The sequence below is a fragment of the Kitasatospora sp. NPDC023118 genome, from assembly GCF_055560875.1.
In genome coordinates this window covers 124,990-144,821 of sequence record NZ_JBVHHW010000020.1, presented here as the reverse complement: position 1 = coordinate 144,821, position 19,832 = coordinate 124,990, and the positions used below count along the sequence as shown (strand labels likewise).

General features: G+C 76.8%; 1 protein-coding gene (running past one end of the window). It reads right to left on the bottom strand.

Annotated features, from left to right (window positions below; translation table 11 throughout):
- On the bottom strand, positions 1–19,832 hold the 5' portion of the coding sequence (locus ACZ3UD_RS25540) for a type I polyketide synthase (RefSeq protein WP_465592067.1). It extends 8,152 nt beyond the left edge of the window; only the first 19,832 of its 27,984 coding nucleotides appear in the window; its start codon is at positions 19,830–19,832; its stop codon lies off the left edge, out of view.

Sequence of the window (19,832 nt, the reverse complement as noted above, 5' to 3'; positions counted from 1 at the left end):
GCCAGTAGGGCGTGCGCCTCGATCGGGTCGCCGAGGGCGGTGCCGGTGCCGTGCGCCTCGACGGCGTCGACCTCGGCGGCGGTCAGGCCCGCGTCGGCGAGGGCCGCGCGGATCACCCGCTGCTGGGCCCGTCCGTTGGGGGCCGTCAGCCCGTTCGAGGCGCCGTCCTGGTTGACGGCGCTGCCGCGCACGACCGCGAGCACCGGGTGCCCGAGCCGGCGGGCGTCGGAGAGCCGCTCCAGGACGAGCACGCCCGCACCCTCGGACCACGCGGTGCCGTCGGCGGCGTCGGCGAAGGGCTTGCAGCGGCCGTCCGAGGCCAATCCGCCCTGCGCGGTGAACTCGACGAAGGCGTCCGGGCTGGACATCACCGAGGCGCCGCCGGCCAGGGCCAGCGAGCACTCCCCGGCGCGCAGCGCGCGGGCGGCCAGGTGGAGCGAGACGAGGGCGGAGGAGCACGCGGTGTCGACGGTGACGGCCGGGCCCTCCAGCCCGAGGGTGTAGGAGAGCCGGCCGGACAGGACGCTCGCGGTGTTGCCGGTGGCGGCGTGGCCTCGGACGTCGGCGGTGCCGCGGCGCAGCACGGTGAGGTAGTCCTGGCCGTTGGTGCCGACGAAGACGCCGGTGTCGCTGCCGCGCAGGCGGTCGGGGGCGATGCCGGAGCGCTCCAGGGCCTCCCAGGAGGTCTCCAGGAGGAGGCGCTGCTGGGGGTCCATGGCGAGGGCTTCGCGGGGCGAGATGCCGAAGAAGCGGGCGTCGAAACGGCCGACGCCGTCGAGGAAGCCGCCGTGGAGGGTGGCGGAGCCGCCGCGGCCGAGGGCGTCGAGGTCCCAGCCGCGGTCGGCGGGGAACGGGCGGATGGCGTCGGCGCCGTCGCCGAGCAGCCGCCAGAGGTCCTCCGGGGACTCGATGCCGCCGGGGAAGCGGCAGGCCATGCCGACGATCACCACGGGGTCGTCCGCGACGTCGCGCGCGGCCGGGGCCGGGTCGGGTTCCGGCAGGGTGCCGAGGAGTTCGGCGAGGAGGTGGGCGGCCAGGTCCGCCGGGCTCGGGTGGTCGTACACGAGGGTGGCGGGCAGGGTCAGGCCGGTGGCGGCGGTGAGGGCGTTGCGCAGTTCGACGGTGGTGAGGGAGTCCATGCCGAGGTCGGTGAAGGGCTGGTCCGCGCCGACGCGCTCGCCGCCCGCGTGGCCGAGGACGGCCGCGACGCGGGTGCGCACGAAGTCGAGGACGAACCGCTTCCTGGCCTGCTCGGACAGCTCGGCGAGGCGCTGTCGCAGCCCGGAGTCCGGGGCGGTCACCGACGGCCGGCCGGCCGGTCCGGCCAGCGCGGCGATCAGTGGGACGGGCCGCTGCGCGGTGAAGACGGCGGCGAAGCGCTGCCAGTCGATGTCGGCGACGGTGAGCGCGGTGTCGTCGTGGTCGAGGGCGTGTCCGAGGGCGGTCAGGGCGCGCTCGGGCGCCATCGGGCCGTAGCCGCCGCGGCGCACCCGCTGTTCGACGCCGGCCCCGGCCATGCCGTCGCCGGCCCACGGGCCCCACGCGATGGCGGTGGCACGCAGGCCACGGGCGCGCCGGCGTTCGGCGAGGGCGTCCACGTAGGCGTTGGCGGCGGCGTAGTTGGCCTGTCCGGCGGCTCCGATGGTGCCGGCGGTGGACGTGAACAGGACGAAGGCGGCGAGGTCGGTGTCGCGGGTCAGCTCGTCGAGGTGGTGCGCGGCGTCGACCTTGGGGCGGAACACCTCGGCGAAGTGTTCGACCGTCAGGGTGTCGAGGGTGCCGTCGGCGACGACGCCGGCCGTGTGGAAGACGGCGGTGAGCGGCCGGTCGGCGGGGACGGCGGCGAGGACGGCCGCGAGGGCGTCCCGGTCGGCGGCGTCGCAGGCGGCCAGGGTGACGTCGGCGCCGAGGGCGGCGAGGTCGGCGCGCAGCTGCTCGGCGCCGGGGGCGTGCGCGCCGCGGCGGCTGACCAGCAGCAGGTGCGCGGCGCCCTGGGCGGCGAGGCGGCGGGCGAGCTGCCCGCCGAGGCCCCCGGTGCCGCCGGTGATCAGGACGGTGCCCGTGGGCGTGTACGGCCGGGCGTCCGGGCGCTCGCCCAGCGGGTGACGCAGCGGGTGGCGCACGAGGCGCCGGGCGAAGGTGCCGGAGGCGCGGACGGCGAGCTGGTCCTCGCCGTCGGTGCGGGCGAGCGCGGCGGCCAGGCGGCGCAGCGCGGTGTCGTCGAGCCGCTCCGGCAGGTCGATCAGCCCGCCCCAGCGGGTGGGCAGTTCGAGGGCGGCTGAGCGGCCGAGGCCCCAGACGGCGGCCTGCCGGGGATCGGCGGGGCGGTCGGAGCGGCCGGTGGCGACGGCGCCGCGGGTGAGGCACCACAGCGGGGCGGTGAAGTCCGCGTCGCCGAGGGCCTGGACGGCGGTGACGGTGGCCGCGAGCGAGTCGTCGCCGAGGGCGAGCAGGGACAGGACACCGGTGAACCCGGCTTCCTCCGCGGCCACCTCACGGAGCTGCGCGGCGATCGCGGACCGGTCGCCGCAGACCCGGAGGGTCACCCCGTCGACGAGCCCGTCCACCCACGGTGCGTCGTCCGACGCGAGCACCAGCCAGCGGCCGGACGGCCGGGCCGCAGCGCCCGTGGCATCGAGCGGCGTCCAGGAGGCGCGGTAGCGCCAGGCGTCGACGGTGGAGCGCTCGCGCCGGGCGCGGCGCCAGGTGGAGAGGGCGGTCACGGTGTCGCGGTCGAGGTCCAGGCCGGTGCCGAGCGCCCCGAGGTCGCCGCGGTCGACGGCGGCCCAGAACTCGGCGTCCACGGGGTCGGATCCCACCGCCGGGACGGACCGGCCCTCCGGCCAGTAGCGCTCCCGCTGGAACGGGTACGTGGGCAGGTCGGCGCGGCGGGCGCCGGTGCCGGCGAAGACGGCCGCCCAGTCCGGGCGCAGGCCGCCGACGGCCAGCCGGGCGAGCGCGGCCGTGAGGGTCGGGACGCCGGGCCGGCCGCGGCGCAGCGCGGGCACGCCGGTGAGGCGGGCGCCGTCGCCGAGGGTGTCGCGGGCGGCGGCGGTGAGGACGCCGTCCGGGCCGAGTTCGAGGAAGGCGGCGGCGCCGTGGCCCACGAGGGCCTGGACGGCGTCGGCGAAGCGGACGGTGCCGCGCACCTGCCGGGCCCAGTACGCGGGCGCGGCGAGCTCGTCGGCGGTGGCGGGCGCGCCCGTGACGGTGGAGATCAGCGGGATCGCCGGGGCGTCGTAGGTGAGCGTGGCGGCGACGCGGGTGTAGGCGTCGAGCATCGGCTCCATGTGCGGGGAGTGGAAGGCGTGCGAGACGCGCAGGCGCTTGGTGCGCCGCCCGTCGGCCGCGAACTGTTCGGCGATGCGCAGGACTTCGCTCTCGTCGCCGGAGAGGACGACGGCGCGCGGGCCGTTGACGGCGGCGATCGAGACGCCGTCCGTCAGCAGCGGCAGCACCTCCTCCTCCGTCGCCTCGACCGACACCATCGCTCCCCCACCGGGGAGTTCGGACATCAGCCGGGCCCGAGCCGCGACCAACGCACAGGCGTCCTCCAGCGAGAACACCCCCGCCACATGCGCCGCCGCGATCTCACCGATCGAGTGCCCGACCACGAAATCGGGCCGCAGACCCCACGACTCCACCAACCGGAACAGCGCCACCTCCAGCGCGAACAACGCCGGCTGCGCGTACCCCGTGTCGTCCAGCAGCTCAGCCTCCGCCGACCCCTCCTCCGCGAACAGGACGTCCCGGACGGGCCGTTCGTAGTCGAGGTCGAAGCGGGCGAGGACGGCGTCGAGCGCCTCCGCGTACACCGGGTACCGGTCGTACAGCTCCCTGCCCATGGCCGGGTACTGGCTGCCCTGGCCGGTGAACAGGAACGCCAGGCCACCGGCGGCCGCCCGGCCGGTGACGAGGGCGGCGTCCGGCAGGCCGTCGCGCAGGGCGGCGAGCGCGCGCCGGAGCTCGGCGCGGTCGCCGGTGGTGACGGCGGCACGGCGGTCGAGCGCGGTGCGGGTGGTGGCGAGGGAGAACGCCAGGTCGGCGAGCGGCAGTTCGGGCTGCTCGTCGAGCGCCGTGAGCACCTGCCCGGCCTGGGCGCGCAGCGCCTCGTCGGTACGGGCGGACAGCGTGAAGGGCACGGTGTCGCCGTCCGCCGGCGCAGCCGCCACGACGGCGGCCGGTGCCTGTTCGAGGATCACGTGCGCGTTGGTACCGCTCAGCCCGAAGGAGGAGACGGCGGCCCGGCGCGGACGCCCGGTCTCGGGCCAGTCGCGCGCCTCGGTGAGGAGCTCGATGGCGCCCTCCGTCCAGTCGACGTGCGTCGACGGCCGGTCGATGTGCAGGCTGGCCGGGAGCACGCCGCTGCGCAGCGCGAGCACGGTCTTGATGACGCCGGCCACGCCGGAGGCCATCTGGGTGTGGCCGATGTTGGACTTCACCGAGCCGAGCAGCAGCGGCAGTTCGCGGTCCTGGCCGTAGGTCGCGAGGAGAGCCTGGGCCTCGATCGGGTCGCCGAGCCTGGTGCCGGTGCCGTGGCCCTCGACCGCGTCGACCTCGCCCGGGGCGAGCCGTGCGCTGGCGAGCGCGGCACGGATCACGCGCTGCTGCGCGGGCCCGTTGGGCGCGGTGAGGCCGTTGGAGGCGCCGTCCTGGTTGACGGCGGAGCCACGCAGGACGGCGAGCACCGGGTGGCCGAGCCGCTCGGCGTCGGAGAGGCGCTCGACCAGGACGAGGCCGACGCCCTCGGCGAGGCTCATGCCGTCGGCGGACTCGGCGTAGGCCTTGCAGCGGCCGTCCACGGCCATCGCGCGCTGGCGGCTGAAGCCGACGAACGCGTTGGGCGTGGCCATCACGCTGACGCCGCCGGCGAGGGCGAGGGAGCTCTCCCCGTTGCGCAGCGACTGGCAGGCCAGGTGCAGGGCGACGAGCGAGGACGAGCACGCGGTGTCGAGCGTGACGGCCGGGCCCTCGAAGCCGAAGGTGTAGGAGAGCCGGCCGGACAGGACGCTCGGGATGGTGCCGGTGACGAGGTGGCCCTCGGCACCGTCCTGAGCGGAGTCGCCGGGGCTGTAGTCCTGGTAGCTGGCACCGATGAAGGTGCCGGTGAGACTGCCGCGCAGGGCGGACGGGTCGAGGCCGGCGCGCTCCATGGCCTCCCAGGCCGTCTCCAGGAGGAGGCGCTGCTGCGGGTCCATGGCGAGGGCCTCGCGCGGGGAGATGCCGAAGAACGCGGCGTCGAAGTCGGCGACGCCTTGCAGGAAGCCGCCGCGCACCGAGTAGGTGCGGCCGGGCGCGTCCGGGTCCGGGTCGTACAGCCCCTCGGTGTCCCAGCCGCGGTCCGCCGGGAACTCGGTGATGGCGTCGCCGCCCGAGGTGACGAGCCGCCACAGGTCCTCGGGCGAGGCGATCCCGCCGGGGTAGCGGCAGCTCATGCCGATGATGGCGATCGGCTCGTCCGGCGCGACACCCACCGCCGCCGGAGCGGTGCCGTCGACGGCGGCGCCGGCGATCTTCTCCCGCAGGAAGCGCACCAGGGCGAGCGGGTTCGGGTGGTCGAACACGAGGGTGCTGGGCAGCGTCAGCCCGGTCGCGGCGGCCAGCCGGTTGCGCAGGTCGACGGCGGTCAGCGAGTCGAAGCCGACGTCACGGAAGGCCCGCTGCTCGGACAGCACGTCGGGCGAGGCGTGGCCGAGCGTGGTCGCCGCCTCGGCGCGGACCAGGTCCAGCAGGCGGCGTTCCTGCTCGGCAGCCGGCAGGGCGCGCAGCTTGGCGGCGAACTCGCCGTCCCCGGCCGGGCGTTCGGCGGCCTCGGCGAGCCGGCGCACCTCGGGGACGTCCTCGAAGAGGGCGCTCGGGCGGCCGGAGGTGAAGACCGGGTGGTAGCGCTCCCAGTCGACGTCGGCGATCGCGAGCACCTGCTCGTCGGCGTCCAGGGCCTGGCGCAGCCCGTCCAGGGCGAGCGCCGGGTCCATGAAGACCAGACCGCTGCGCCGGATCTGACCGGGGTCGACGCGGCCGAGCTTCAGGTCGTCGGCCCAGATGCCCCAGGAGATCGCGGTGGCCCGGCCGCCGCGGGCGCGGCGGTGCTCGGCGAGCGCGTTGAGGTAGGCGTTGCCCGCGACGTAGGCGGCGTGCCGGCCGCTGCCCCACATGCCGGCGGTGGAGGAGTACAGCACGAAGGCGTCGAGCTGGTCGTCGGGCAGGAGCTCGTCGAGGTGACGGGCGCCGGCGGTCTTGGCGTGCAGGACCTTGGCAAAGGCCTCGTGGGTGGTCTCCTCGACGGACAGCAGCTCGATGACCGCGGCGGTGTGCACGACGGTGCGCACCTCATGGCCGGCGGCGGCGAGTTCGGCGAGCATCCGTTCGACGGCGTCGCGGTCGGTGAGGTCGCAGGCCACCATCTCGGCCGCGCAGCCCGCGGCGGCGAGTTCGGCGAGCAGCTCGGCGGCGCCCGGCGCGGCGGGGCCGCGGCGGCTGGTGAGCACGATCCGCTCGGCGCCCTCGGCGGCGAGCCGGCGGGCCAGGTGCGGGGCGAGGGTGCCGGTACCGCCGGTGATCAGGACGGTGCCGCGCAGCGGCCGGGGCTCCCGGCGGGCGGCGGCCTCGGCGCGCACGATGCGGCGGGCGTAGGCTCCGGAGGGGCGGATCGCCACCTGGTCCTCGTCGCGGGCGGCCAGCACGGCGGCCAGCCGCTCGCCGCCGCGCCGGTCGAGCGCGTCGGGCAGGTCGACGACGCCGCCGAAGCGCTGCGGGTGCTCCAGGGCGGCCGTCCAGCCGAGGCCGTGGACCTGTGCCTGCACCGGGTTGGCGACCGTGTCGGTGCGCCCGGCGGCGACGGCGCCGCGGGTGAGGCACCACAGCGGCGCGTCCTGCCCGGCGTCGCCGAGGGCCTGGATCAGGGCGAGGGTGAGCGCGACGCCCTCGGGCAGGGCGGGGTGGCGCTCGCTGGGCCGCTCGGCGGTGGCGAGCAGGGAGACGATGCCCGTCAGATCGGCGGGGGCCAGGAGGGCGGCGAGCCGCTGCCGGTCGGTGCGGGTGTCGTCCAGGACGAGCCGCTCGACCGTCGCGCCGTGCGCGGTCAGCGCCTCGGCGACGTCCTCGCCCTCGCCTTCCCGGGCGGTGACGAGCAGCCAGGTGCCGTCCAGCCCGGCGGGACCGACGGAGAGCGGCTTCCACGTCGCCCGGTAGCGCCAGGAGTCGAGCGTCGAGCGCTCACGCCGGCGCCGGTGCCAGTCGGACAACGCGGGCAGCACCGGCGCGAGCGCGCCGCTGTCGATGCGCAGCCGGGCGGCCAGCGCCTCGACGTCGGCCTCCTCGACGGCGCTCCAGAACTCGCCGTCCTCCGGCTCCCCTCCGGGGCGCGGCGCGACGGCCCAGAGGTGCTCGTGCTGGAAGGCGTAGGTGGGCAGCGGCACGCGGCGCCCGCCGACGGTGTGGGCGGACCAGTCGGCCCGTCCGCCGCGGACGAAGGCCTCGGCGAGCGAGGCGAGGAAGCGGTCCGTGCCGCCCTTGTCGCGGCGCAGGGTGCCGACGGCGGTGGCGCGGTCGCCGCGGTCCTCGGCGGTGGCCTCGATCGCCATGGTGAGCACGGTGTGCGGGCTGACCTCGACGAACAGGCCGTGGCCCTGGGCCATCAGCTCCCGCACGGCCGGGTCGAAGCGCACCGGGTTGCGCAGGTTGCGGTACCAGTAGCCGGCGTCCATGGCGGTGGTGTCGAGCCAGTCGCCGGTGACGGTGGAGAAGAAGGGCACCTCGGCGGCGCGCGGGCGCACGGGGGCGAGGTCCGTCAGCAGGTCGTCCCTGAGGAGTTCCACCTGGACGGAGTGCGAGCCGTAGTCGACGCTGATCCGCCGGGCGCGCAGGCCCTCGGCCTCGAACTCCGCCATCAGCTCGTCGAGTTCGCCGGCCGGGCCGGCGATGACGACGGTCCGCGGCCCGTTCACGGCGGCGACGGCGAGCCCACCGCCGCGCGAGCGCAGCCGCTCCTCGGCCTCGTCGGCCGACAGCGGTACGGAGACCATCCCGCCGGAGCCCGCCAGGACGCGGCCGATGAGCCGGCTGCGCAGCGCGGCCACACGGGCGCCGTCCTCCAGGGAGAGCGCCCCGGCGACGACGGCGGCGGCGATCTCGCCCTGGGAGTGGCCCACCACGGCGTCCGGGTGGATGCCGTGGGCGCGCCACAGTTCGGCGAGGGCCACCATGACGGCGAAGGTCGCCGGCTGGACCACGTCGACGCGGTCCAGCGCGGGCGCGCCCTCGGCCTGGCGCAGCACGTCGAGCAGCGACCAGTCAACGTGCGCGGACAGGGCCGCCGCGCACTCGGCGATCCGCTCGGCGAACACCGGCGACTCGTCCAGCAGCCGGGCGCCCATGCCGGCCCACTGGGAGCCCTGGCCGGGGAAGACGAAGACCGTGCGGCCGCCGTCCTCGGCGAGGCCGCGGACGGCGTTCGGCGCGCAGGCGCCGGCGGCGAGCGCGGCGAGGCCCTCGCGCAGTTCGGCGACGTCGGCGCCGAGCACGACGGCGCGGTGCTCGAAGAGGGCGCGGGTGGTCAGCAGGGTGTGGGCGACGTCGTGCGGGCGCGGGTCCGGCTCGACGTCGAGGTGGTCGGCCAGGCGCGCGGCCTGGGCGCGCAGGGCGGCGGGGGTGCGGGCGGAGAGCACCCACGGCACGACGCCGTCGGACACCTCGGCACGCTCGGCCGGAGGGGCGGCGGGCGCCTCCTCCAGCACGACGTGCGCGTTGGTGCCGCTGATGCCGAAGGAGGAGACCGCGCAGCGGCGGGTCCGCTCGCCGGCCGGCCACGGCACGGCCTCGTTGAGCAGGGTGACGGTGCCCGGCGTCCAGTCGATGTGCGAGGACGGCTCGTCGGCGTGCAGGGTGGCCGGCAGCACGCCGTGGCGCAGCGCCTGGACCATCTTGATCACGCCCGCGACGCCGGCCGCCGACTGGGTGTGGCCGATGTTGGACTTGACCGAGCCGAGCAGCAGCGGGCGTTGCGGGTCCCGGTCGCGCCCGTACGCGGCCTGGAGGGCCTGGGCCTCGATGGGGTCGCCGAGGGCGGTGCCGGTGCCGTGCGCCTCGACGGCGTCGACGTCGCCCGGGGTGAGGCCCGCGTTGTGCAGGGCCTGGCGGATGACGCGCTGCTGGGACGGCCCGTTGGGCGCGGTGAGCCCGTTGGAGGCGCCGTCCTGGTTGATCGCGGAGCCGCGGATGACGGCGAGCACCTGGTGGCCGTTGCGCTCGGCGTCGGAGAGCCGCTCCAGGACGACGACGCCGACGCCCTCGGCGAGGGTCATGCCGTCGGCGGCCTCGGAGAAGGCCTTGCAGCGGCCGTCGGCGGCGAGCGCGCGCTGGCGGCTGAAGGCGATGAAGGCGTTCGGGTTGGTCATGACGGTGGCGCCGCCGGCGAGCGCGAGGGAGCTCTCGCCACCGCGCAGCGACTGGCAGGCCAGGTGCAGCGCGACGAGCGAGGAGGAGCACGCGGTGTCGACGGTGACGGCCGGGCCCTCCAGGCCGAACAGGTAGGCGAGGCGGCCGGAGAGCACGCTCGGGCTGGTGCCGGTGACGGCGTGCCCGGCGGAGCTGTCGTCCATGCCGAACCCGTACTCCTGGTACGTGGATCCGATGAAGGTGCCGGTCGCGCTGCCGTGCACGGTGGTCGGGTCGATGCCCGCGGATTCGAGGGCCTCCCAGGTGGTCTCCAGCAGCAGGCGCTGCTGGGGGTCCATGGCGAGTGCCTCACGCGGGGAGATGCCGAAGAACGCGGCATCGAACTCGCCGGCCTCGTGCAGGAACCCACCCTGGGTGGAGTACGTGCGGCCGGGGGTGTCCGGGTCCGGGTCGTAGAGGCCGGTGTCCCAGCCGCGGTTCTCCGGGAACTCGGAGATGGCGTCGGTGCCCTCGGCGACGAGCCGCCACAGCTGCTCGGGGCTTCCGGCGCCGCCGGGGAAGCGGCAGCCCATGCCGACGATGGCGATCGGCTCGTCCGGGTCGGCGGTGGCGACCGGCGGCGCCGTCACGTCCTGCGGTCCGTCGAGCAGTTCGCCGCGCAGGAACGCGGCGAGCGCGACCGGCGTCGGGTGGTCGAAGGCCATCGTGCTGGGCAGCGGCAGGCCGGTCAGCATGACGAGGCGCTTGCGCAGCTCGACGGCGGTCAGCGAGTCGAAGCCGGTGTCGCGGAAGGCTCGCTTCTCGGGCACGCCGTCGACGGAGCCGTGGCCGAGGACGGCGGCGGCCTCGCGGCGCACCAGGTCGACGAGCAGGCGGTCGCGCTCGGCCTCGGACAGGCCGCGCAGGCGGCGGACGAGGTCGGAGGCGGCCCCGGCGTCGGCCGCGGCGCCACGGGCAAGGGCGCGGACTTCGGGCAGCTCGTCGAACAGGACACTCGGCCGGGCGGCGGTGAACACGGGGGCGTAGCGCTCCCAGTCGACGGCCGCGACGGTCACGGCGACGTCCTCGTGCACGATCGCGCGGCGCAGCTCGGTGAGCGCGGTCTCCGGGGCGAGGAAGCGCAGGCCCTGGCGGCGCAGGCCGTCGGAGACGGCCTCGTGGGCGGCCATGCCGGCACCGGCCCACGGGCCCCAGGCGATCGAGGTGGCGGTCAGGCCGCGGGCGCGGCGGTTCTCCGCGAGGGCGTCGAGGTAGGCGTTGGCGGCGGCGTAGGCGCTCTGCCCGGCGCTGCCCCAGATGCCGGCGACGGAGGAGAACAGGACGAAGAAGTCCAGTTCGTGGTCGGCGAGGAGGGCGTCGAGGTGAGCGGCGCCGTGGAGCTTGGCGGCGGTGAGCGCGGCGACCTCGGCGACCGGGGTGTCCGAGAGCGGGGCGGCCTGGCCGACGCCGGCGGCGTGCACGACGCCGGTCAGCGGGTGCTCGGCCGCAACCGCGGCGAGGACGGCGGCGAGCGCGTCGCGGTCGGCGACGTCGCAGGCGACGACGGCCGCGGTGGCGCCGTGTTCGGCGAGTTCGGCGACGAGTTCGGCGGCGCCGGGGGCCTCCGGACCGCGTCGGCTGGTGAGCACGAGGTGCCGGGCACCGCTGCGGGCCAGCCAGCGGGCGACCTCGGCGCCGAGCGCGCCGGTGCCGCCGGTGATGAGGACGGTGCCTTCGACGGTGAACTCCTCGGCGCGGGGCAGCTCGTCGACGGCGTGCCGCACCAGGCGGCGGCCGTAGGCGGCGCTGCCGCGCAGCGCGATCTGGTCCTCTCCCCCGCGCTTACCGCCCGCGAGGACGCCGACGAGGCCCTGCACGGTCGGCGCGTCGAGCACTGGCGGCAGGTCGACCAGCCCGCCCGGCGCCTGCGGGCGCTCCAGGACGGCGACTCGGCCGAGGCCCCACGCGGCGGCCTGGACGGGGTTGGTGAGCGGGTCCGCGGGGCCCGTGGAGACGGCGCCGCGGGTGACGGTCCACAGCGGCACGGCGGAGCGCAGGTCGCCGAGGGCCTGGGCGAGGAGGACGCCGAGCGCGACACCCTCCGGCAGGCCGGGCCCGGGGGTGGGCCGGTCGGCCAGCGGGACGAGCGACAGGATGCCGCTCAGCTCGCCGAAGTCCGCTATCCGGCGGCCGAGTTCGGCGCGGTCGCGGCAGTCCTCGTCGAACACCAGCCGTTCGAGACGGGCGCCGTGGCCGCGCAGCGCGTCGAGGAGCTCGGCGTCGTCGACGGCGTCGGTGGTGACGACCAGCCAGGTGCCGTCCAGCACGGGCGCGGCCGCCGGGCGGACGGGCCGCCAGTGGACGCGGTAGCGGGCGGCGTCGAGCTGGGCCTTCTCGTGCCGGGTGCGGCGCCAGTCGGCCAGGGCGGGCAGCAGGGCGTAGAGGCCGGCGTGCTGTTCGTCGCGCAGGCCGAGCAGGCCGGCGAGTTCGGCGGCGCTGCCGCGCTCCACGGCGCCCCACAGGGCGGAGTCGGCGGGGTCGGCGGCCGGGGCGGCGGTGCCGGGCTCGGCCTCGGGCCAGTAGCGCTCGTGCTGGAACGCGTAGGTGGGCAGGTCGGTGCGGCGGGCGCCGGTGCCCGCGTACAGCGCGGCCCAGTCCAGGGCGTGCCCGCGCACATGGAGCGCGGACAGGGCGAGGGCGGCGGTCCGCTCCTCGGGGCGCCCGGCGCGCAGCAGCGGGACGGCCGCCACGGTGCCATGATCGGACGGAACGGTCTCGGCCAGGATCTCCTCGGTGAGCGCGGACAGCACGCCGTCCGGGCCGAGTTCGAGGAAGGTCGCGGCGCCGGCCGCGCGGGCGGCACGGACGCCGTCGGCGAAGCGGACGGCCCGGCGGACGTGCTCGACCCAGTACTCGGGCGAGCACAGCTCCGCCTCGGTGGCGAGCTCACCGGTGGTGTCGGAGACCAGCGGGATGACCGGCGCGTGGAACTCCAGCTCCGCGACGGTGCGCCGGAACTCCTCCAGCATCGGCTCCATCAGCGGCGAGTGGAAGGCGTGCGAGACGCGCAGCCGCTTGGTCCGACGGCCCTCGGCCGCGAACTCCCCGGTGATCCGCAGGACTTCGTCCTCCAGGCCGGAGATCACCACGGCCCGGGGCCCGTTGACGGCCGCGACGGAGACGCCGGGCACCAGGCGCGGCAGCACCTCGTCCTCGGTGGCCTCGACGGAGACCATGGCGCCGCCCTCGGGCAGCGCGTCCATCAGCCGGGCCCGCGCGGCGACGAGCGCGCACGCGTCGGCGAGCGGGAGCACCCCGGCGCAGTGCGCGGCGGCGATCCCGCCGACGGAGTGGCCGAGCAGCACGTCGGGCCGCACGCCGAGCGAGACGACCAGGCGGAACAGCGCGACCTCGACGGCGAAGATCGCGGGCTGGGCCCAGCCGGTGCGGTTCAGCAGCTCCTCGTCCTCGCCCCACAGCACGTCGCGCAGCGGGCGCTCCAGCCGGGGGCCGAACTCGCGCAGCACCTCGTTCAGCGCCTCGGCGAACACCGGGAAGCGTCCGGCGAGTTCGCGTCCGGCACCGAGGCGTTGTGCGCCCTGGCCGGCGAACAGCACGGCGAGTTTGCCGGCGCCGGTCTCGCCCGCGACCAGCCCGGCGGCCGACTCGCCCGCGGCGAGGGCGGTCAGGGCGGCGAGCAGCTCGTCGCGGTCGTCACCGACGGCGACGGCGCGGTGGTCGAAGCCGGAGCGGGTGGTGGCGAGCGAGAGGCCGAGGTCGGCCGGGCTCGCGGCCGGGTCCGCGGTGGCGAAGGCGCGCAGGCGGGCGGCCTGGTCGCGCAGCGCGGCCGGGCTGCGGCCGGCCAGCGGCCACAGCACGACGGGCTCCGCGACGGCCGGGGTGGCATCCCGCGAGACGACGCCGGGGGCCTGTTCGAGGATGACGTGGGCGTTGGTGCCGCTGAAGCCGAAGGAGGACACGCCGGCCCGGCGCGGGCGGCCGGTCTCCGGCCAGTCCGCCTCCTCGGTCAGCAGCTCCACCGCGCCCTCGTCCCAGTCCACGTGGGAGGACGGCTCGGCGGCGTGCAGGGTGCGGGGCACGACGCCGTGTCGCATCGCCAGCACCATCTTGATCACGCCCGCGACACCCGCGGCGGCCTGGGTGTGGCCGAGATTGGACTTCACCGAGCCGAGGAGCAGCGGGAGTTCGCGGTCCTGACCGTAGGTGGCCAGCAGCGCCTGGGCCTCGATCGGGTCGCCCAGGGAGGTGCCGGTGCCGTGTGCCTCGACGACGTCGACGTCAGCCGTCGCGAGCCCGGCGGTCGCCAGGGCCTGGCGGATCACGCGCTGCTGGGAGGGCCCGTTGGGGGCGGTCAGACCGTTGGAGGCGCCGTCCTGGTTGACGGCGGAACCGCGCACGACGGCGAGCACGGGGTGCCCGTTGCGGCGCGCGTCGGAGAGGCGCTCCAGGGCGATCACGCCGACGCCCTCGGACCAGCCGACGCCGTCGGCCCGGTCGGAGAACGCCTTGCAGCGCCCGTCCGGGGCGAGGCCGCGCTGGCGGGAGAACTCGATCAGCGAGGTCGGGGTGGACATCACGGTGACGCCGCCGGCCAGGGCCAGCGTGCACTCGCCGGCGCGCAGGGCCTGCATGGCCCAGTGCATGGCGACGAGCGACGACGAGCACGCGGTGTCGACGGTGACGGCCGGGCCCTCCAGGCCGAGCGTGTAGGAGACGCGGCCGGAGGCGATGCTGGGCGACGTGCCGCTGCCCTGGTGGCCCTCGAAGCGGCCGCCCGCGAGCAGCGCGGAGTAGTCGTTGTACATCACGCCGGCGAACACGCCGGTGCGGCTGCCGCGCAGCGACACCGGGTCGATCCCGGCCCGCTCGACCGCCTCCCAGCAGGCCTCCAGCAGCAGGCGCTGCTGGGCGTCGGTGGCGAGCGCCTCGCGCGGGCTCATGCCGAAGAAGCCCGGATCGAAGTCGGCGGCCTCGTGCAGGAAGCCGCCGAAGCGGGTGTAACTGGTGCCGAGGTGGTCCGGGTCCGGGTGGTAGAGCGACTCGACGTCCCAGCCGCGGTCGGTGGGCAGGCCGGAGATCGCGTCGGTGCCCTCGCGCAGCAGGCGCCACAGGTCCTCGGGCGAGGCGACGCCGCCGGGGTAGCGGCAGCTCATGCCGACGATGACGATCGGGTCGTCGTCGGCCGCCGCGCGCACGGGGGCCGCGGCGGCGGGCGCCTGGGCGCCCGTCAGGCCGTCCAGGACGTGCCCGGCGAGGGCGGTGACGGTCGGGTAGTCGAAGACGACGGTCGCGGAGGTGCGCAGGCCGGTGGCGGCGCTCAGACGGTTGCGCAGCTCGACGGCGGTGAGCGAGTCGAAGCCGAGGTCCTGGAACGGGCGGTGCGGGTCGACCTCGGACGCGTCGGCGTGCCGCAGCACGGCCGCCACCTGGGCACGGACCAGGTCGACGACGGCCTCGGTGCGGGCACGCTCGTCCAGCCCGGCGAGCCGGCGGGTGAGGGCACCGGCCGCCTCGGTGGCGGTCACGGCGGCGCGCCGTGCGGGGGTGCGGATCAGGCCGCGCAGGAGCGGCGGCACCTCGCCCCGGGCGCGCAGCGCCGGGAGGTCGAGGCGGACGGGCAGCAGGACGGCCTCGGGGCGGGCGAGGGCGGCGTCGAACAGCGCGGTGCCGTCGGCCTCGGAGAGCGCCGGGGTGCCGAGCCGGGCGAGCCGGTCGAGGTCCGCGTCGGTGAGCCCTCCGGTCATTCCGCCGACGGGGGCCCAGGGGCCCCAGCCCAGCGAGAGTCCGGGCAGTCCGGCGGCGCGGCGGGTGCGCACGAGCGCGTCCGCGAAGGCGTTGCCCGCAGCGTAGTTGGCCTGCCCGGCCGCGCCGACGGTGCCGGAGAAGGACGAGAAGACGACGAACGCGGCGAGGTCCAGGCCGCGGGTGGCCTCGTGGAGGTGCCACAGGGCGTCGGCCTTGGGCCGCAGGACGGCGGCGAGCCGCTCGGGGGTGAGCTGCTCGACGACGCCGTCGTCGAGCACACCGGCGGCGTGCACCAGGGCGGTCAGCGGGTGTCCGGCGGGCACGCCCGCGATCAGGCGTTCGACGGCGGCGCGGTCGGTGAGGTCGCACGCCTCGACGGCGACCTCGGCGCCCGCCTCGGTGAGCCGCGCGGCCAGGTCCGCGGCGCCTTCGGCCGCGGCGCCTCGGCGGCTCGCGAGCACGAGGCGACGGACGCCGTGCTCGGCCACCAGGTGCCGGGCGAGGACGGCGCCGAGGCCACCGGTGCCGCCGGTGATCAGGACGGTCCCGTCCGGGTTCCACGCGGCGCCGGTCACGGCCACCGCGCCCGCGCGGGCCAGCCGGGCCGCGAGCACGGCGCCGCCGCGCACGGCCAGCTGCGGCTCGTCGCCGCCGAGGGCGCGCTCGGGCAGCGGGCCGCCGGCCGGGTCCAGGTCGACCAGGCCGAAGCGGTTCGGGTGCTCGGCCTGCGCGGAGCGCACCAGTCCCCACACGGCGGCCGCGGCCGGGTCGGTGACCTCCTCGTCCGCGGTGGTGGCGACGGCGCCCCGGGTCACGAAGACCAGCCGGCCGAACGCGTCTGCGGCGAGCCACTGCTGGAGCCGGGCCAGCGCCAGAGCCGTCAACGCGTGGGCCGAGCCGACCGGGTCCGCCGGGTCGCCCGCGAGCGGCACGAGCACCACCTCGGCCGCTCCGTCTCCCGCAGGGCCCTCGCCCGCCGTCGGCAGCACACCGAGGCCGAGCGGGTCCGCGTCCGGGACGGCCACCGAGGCGGGCGCCTGCGCGCCGCCGCGCGACCGGGACCAGCGCAGCTCGAACATCGCGTCCCGGACCGGCCCGGCGCCCGCACCGGCCAGCGCCGGGAGTGCCCGCAGCAGCAGCGAGCCGACCGAGACGACCGGGCCGCCCGCCGCGTCGGCGACCTCGACGGCGACCGAGTCGTCCCCGGTCGCGGACAGCCGCACCCGCACCACCGACGCGCCCGCGGCGTGCAGGCTGACGTCCTGCCAGGAGAACGGCACCCCGCCGAGCCCCAGGAACGCCGTCGCGTGCAGCGCCGCGTCCAGCAGCGCCGGGTGGATCCCGAACGCGCCGGCCTCGCCGCTCGCGCCCTCGTCCAGGGCGACCTCGGCGAACACGTCCTCGCCGCGCCGCCAGGCCGCGCGCAGCCCGCGGAAGGCCGGGCCGTAGCGGAAGCCCGCACCGGCGAGGCGCTCGTCCAGGCCGTCCAGGTCCAGGGCCTCGGCGCCGGCCGGCGGCCACTTCGTGAACTCCTCTGCGATGGCGCGCTGTTCACCCGCCGAGCCGCCCGGTGCGAGGATGCCGTCGGCGTGCTGCGTCCACGGGGCGTCCTCATCGCCCTCGGGGCGGGCGTAGACGCCGACGGTGCGCCGCCCGCTCGCGTCGGCCCGTCCGGCCCACACCTGCACCTGCACGCCGCCCTGCTCGGGCAGCGGCAGCGGCGCGGTGAGCGTCAGTTCCTCGACGCGCTCGCAGCCGACCTCGTCGCCCGCGCGCACGGCGAGCTCCAGGAAGGCCGTGCCGGGCAGCAGCACGGTGCCGTCGACGGCGTGGTCGGCCAGCCACGGGTGGGTGCGCAGCGAGAGCCGGCCGGTCAGCAGCAGGCCGTCGGTGTTGGCGAGCGAGACGGCGGCGGCGAGCAGCGGGTGGTTGGCCGAGCCGAGCCCGGCGGCGCGGACGTCGCCGGTGCGCGAGAGCGCGCTCTTCGGCCAGTAGCGCTTGTGCTGGAAGGCGTAGGTGGGCAGGTCGGCCGGGCGGGCGCCGGTGCCCTCGAAGTAGGCGTCCCAGCGTACCGGGACACCGCGCACGTGCAGGCCGGCGAGGGCCTCGGTGAGCGCCTCGGTCTCGTCGCGGCCGGGGCGCAGCGCGGCGAGGGCGCTGCAACCTTCGCCGGCCGGCTCGTCGAGGGCGCTCTGGGCGAGCGCGGCGAGGGCGCCGTCCGGGCCGAGTTCGAGGAACTGCCCGGTACCGTGGCCGCCGAGCCAGCCGACGGCGTCGGCGAACCGGACGGCCTGGCGGGCCTGGTCGGCCCAGTAGTCGGCGGAGGTGAGCTGCTCGACGGTGGCGAGCCTGCCGGTGAGCGTCGAGACGACCGGGATCGCGGGCGCCTGCGGGTCCAGCCCGGCGACGACGGCGCGGAACTCGTCGAGCATCGGGTCCATGAGCGGCGAGTGGAAGGCGTGCGAGACGCGCAACCGCCTTACCTTGCGCCCGAGTTCGGCGAAGTGCGCACCGACGGCCTCGGCCGCCGCGGTCTCGCCCGCGACGACCACGTTCTGCGGCCCGTTGACGGCGGCCAGCGACACGCCGTCGCCGAGCAGCGGGAGGACCTCGTCCTCGCTCGCCTGCACCGCGACCATGACGCCGCCGGCCGGCAGGGCCTGCATCAGGCGGGCCCGGGCGGCGACCAGGACGCACGCGTCGGCGAGGGTGAACACCCCGGCGACGTGCGCGGCGGCGATCTCGCCGACGGAGTGGCCGGCCAGGAAGTCCGGGCGCACGCCCCAGGACTCCAGCAGCCGGTACAGCGCGACCTCGACGGCGAACAGCGCGGGCTGCGCGTGACCGGTGCGGTTCAGGGCGTCCTCGTCGGCACCCCAGATCACGTCGCGCAGCGGCGCGCCCAGCCGGCCTTCGAGCTGGACGTCGAGCCGGGCGAGCACCTCGTCCAGCGCGGCGGCGAACACCGGGAAGCGGGCGGCCAGTTCGCGGCCCATGCCGAGGCGCTGCGAGCCCTGGCCGGCGAACAGGAAGGCCAGCTTGCCGCGACCCTGGGGGGTACCCAGGACGGCCCGGCCGTCGCCCTCGCCGTCCGCGAGCGCGGTGAGCGCCGCGACGGCCTCGGCGCGGCCGGCCACGGTGACGACGGCGCGGTGCTCCAGGGCGGCCCGGGTGGTGGCGAGCGCGTGGGCGAGGTCGGCGTCGGAGCCCTCGGCGTCCGTCGCCAGGAACGCGACCAGCCGCTGGGCCTGGGCGCGCAGCGCCTCGGGGGTGCGGCCGGAGACCAGCCAGGGCAGCATCCCGGCCTCGACGGCCTCGGACGCGGGCACCTCCTCCGCCGCCGGGGCCTCCTCGATGATGGCGTGCGCGTTGGTGCCGCTGAGGCCGAAGGACGAGACGCCCGCCCGGCGCGGCTCGGCGCCCCGCGGCCACGGCGTCGCCTCGGTCAGCAGCCGGACGGCGCCGGACTCCCAGTCGACGTGCGTCGACGGCTCGTCCACGTGCAGGGTGCGCGGCAGCAGCTCGTGCCGCAGCGCCAGCACCGTCTTGATCACCCCGGCCATGCCCGCCGCGGCCTGGGTGTGGCTCAGGTTCGACTTCACCGAACCGAGCAGCAGCGGGCGCCGCGCGTCCCGCCCGCGCCCGTAGGTGGCGAGCAGCGCCTGGGCCTCGACCGGGTCGCCGAGAACGGTGCCGGTGCCGTGTGCCTCGACCGCGTCCACCTGGTCGGCGGAGAGCCGCGCGTTGCGCAGCGCCTGCTCGATGACCCGCTGCTGGGACGGCCCGTTGGGCGCGGTGAGCCCGTTGGAGGCGCCGTCCTGGTTGACGGCGGTGCCGCGCACGACGGCCAGCACCCGGTGCCCGTTGCGCCGGGCCACCGACAGCCGCTCCAGGACGAGCACGCCGACGCCCTCGGCCCACCCGGTGCCGTCCGCGGAGTCGGCGAAGGAGCGGCAGCGACCGTCCGAGGCCAGGCCGCCCTGGCGGGCGAACTCGACGAAGGTCGTGGGGGTCGACATGACGGTGACGCCGGCGGCGAGTGCCATACCGCACTCCCCCGCGCGCAGCGACTGCGCGGCCAGGTGGAGCGCGACGAGCGACGACGAGCACGCGGTGTCGACGGTGACGGCCGGGCCGACGGCGCCGAGGACGTAGGAGAGGCGGCCGGAGATCACGCTGGTCGCGTTGCCGGTCAGCACGAAGCCCTGGACGTCGTCGTCCGGCCCGGTGCGGTAGTCCTGCGGCATCGCGCCGACGAAGACGCCGGTGCGGGTGCCGCGGACGCTGCTCGGGTCGATGCCCGCGCGCTCGATGGCCTCCCAGGACGCCTCCAGCAGGACGCGCTGCTGCGGGTCCATGGACAGCGCCTCGCGCGGCGAGATGCCGAAGAAGCCCGGGTCGAAGTCGGCAGCGCCCTGCAGGAACCCGCCCCGGACGTCGACCGGCCCGTCCGCCGGGTCGAGCTCCCAGCCGCGGTCGGCGGGCAGGCCGGTGATGCCGTCCTCGCCGGCGACGAGCATCGCCCAGAGGTCCTCGGGAGCCGCGACCCCGCCGGGGAAGCGGCAGCTCATCCCCACGATGGCGATCGGCTCCCGGGCGGCCGCCTCCAGCTCGTCCACCCGCTGCCGGGAGCGCTGGAGGTCCGCGCTGGCCCGCTTGAGGTAGTCCCGGAGCTTCTGTTCCTTGTCCAT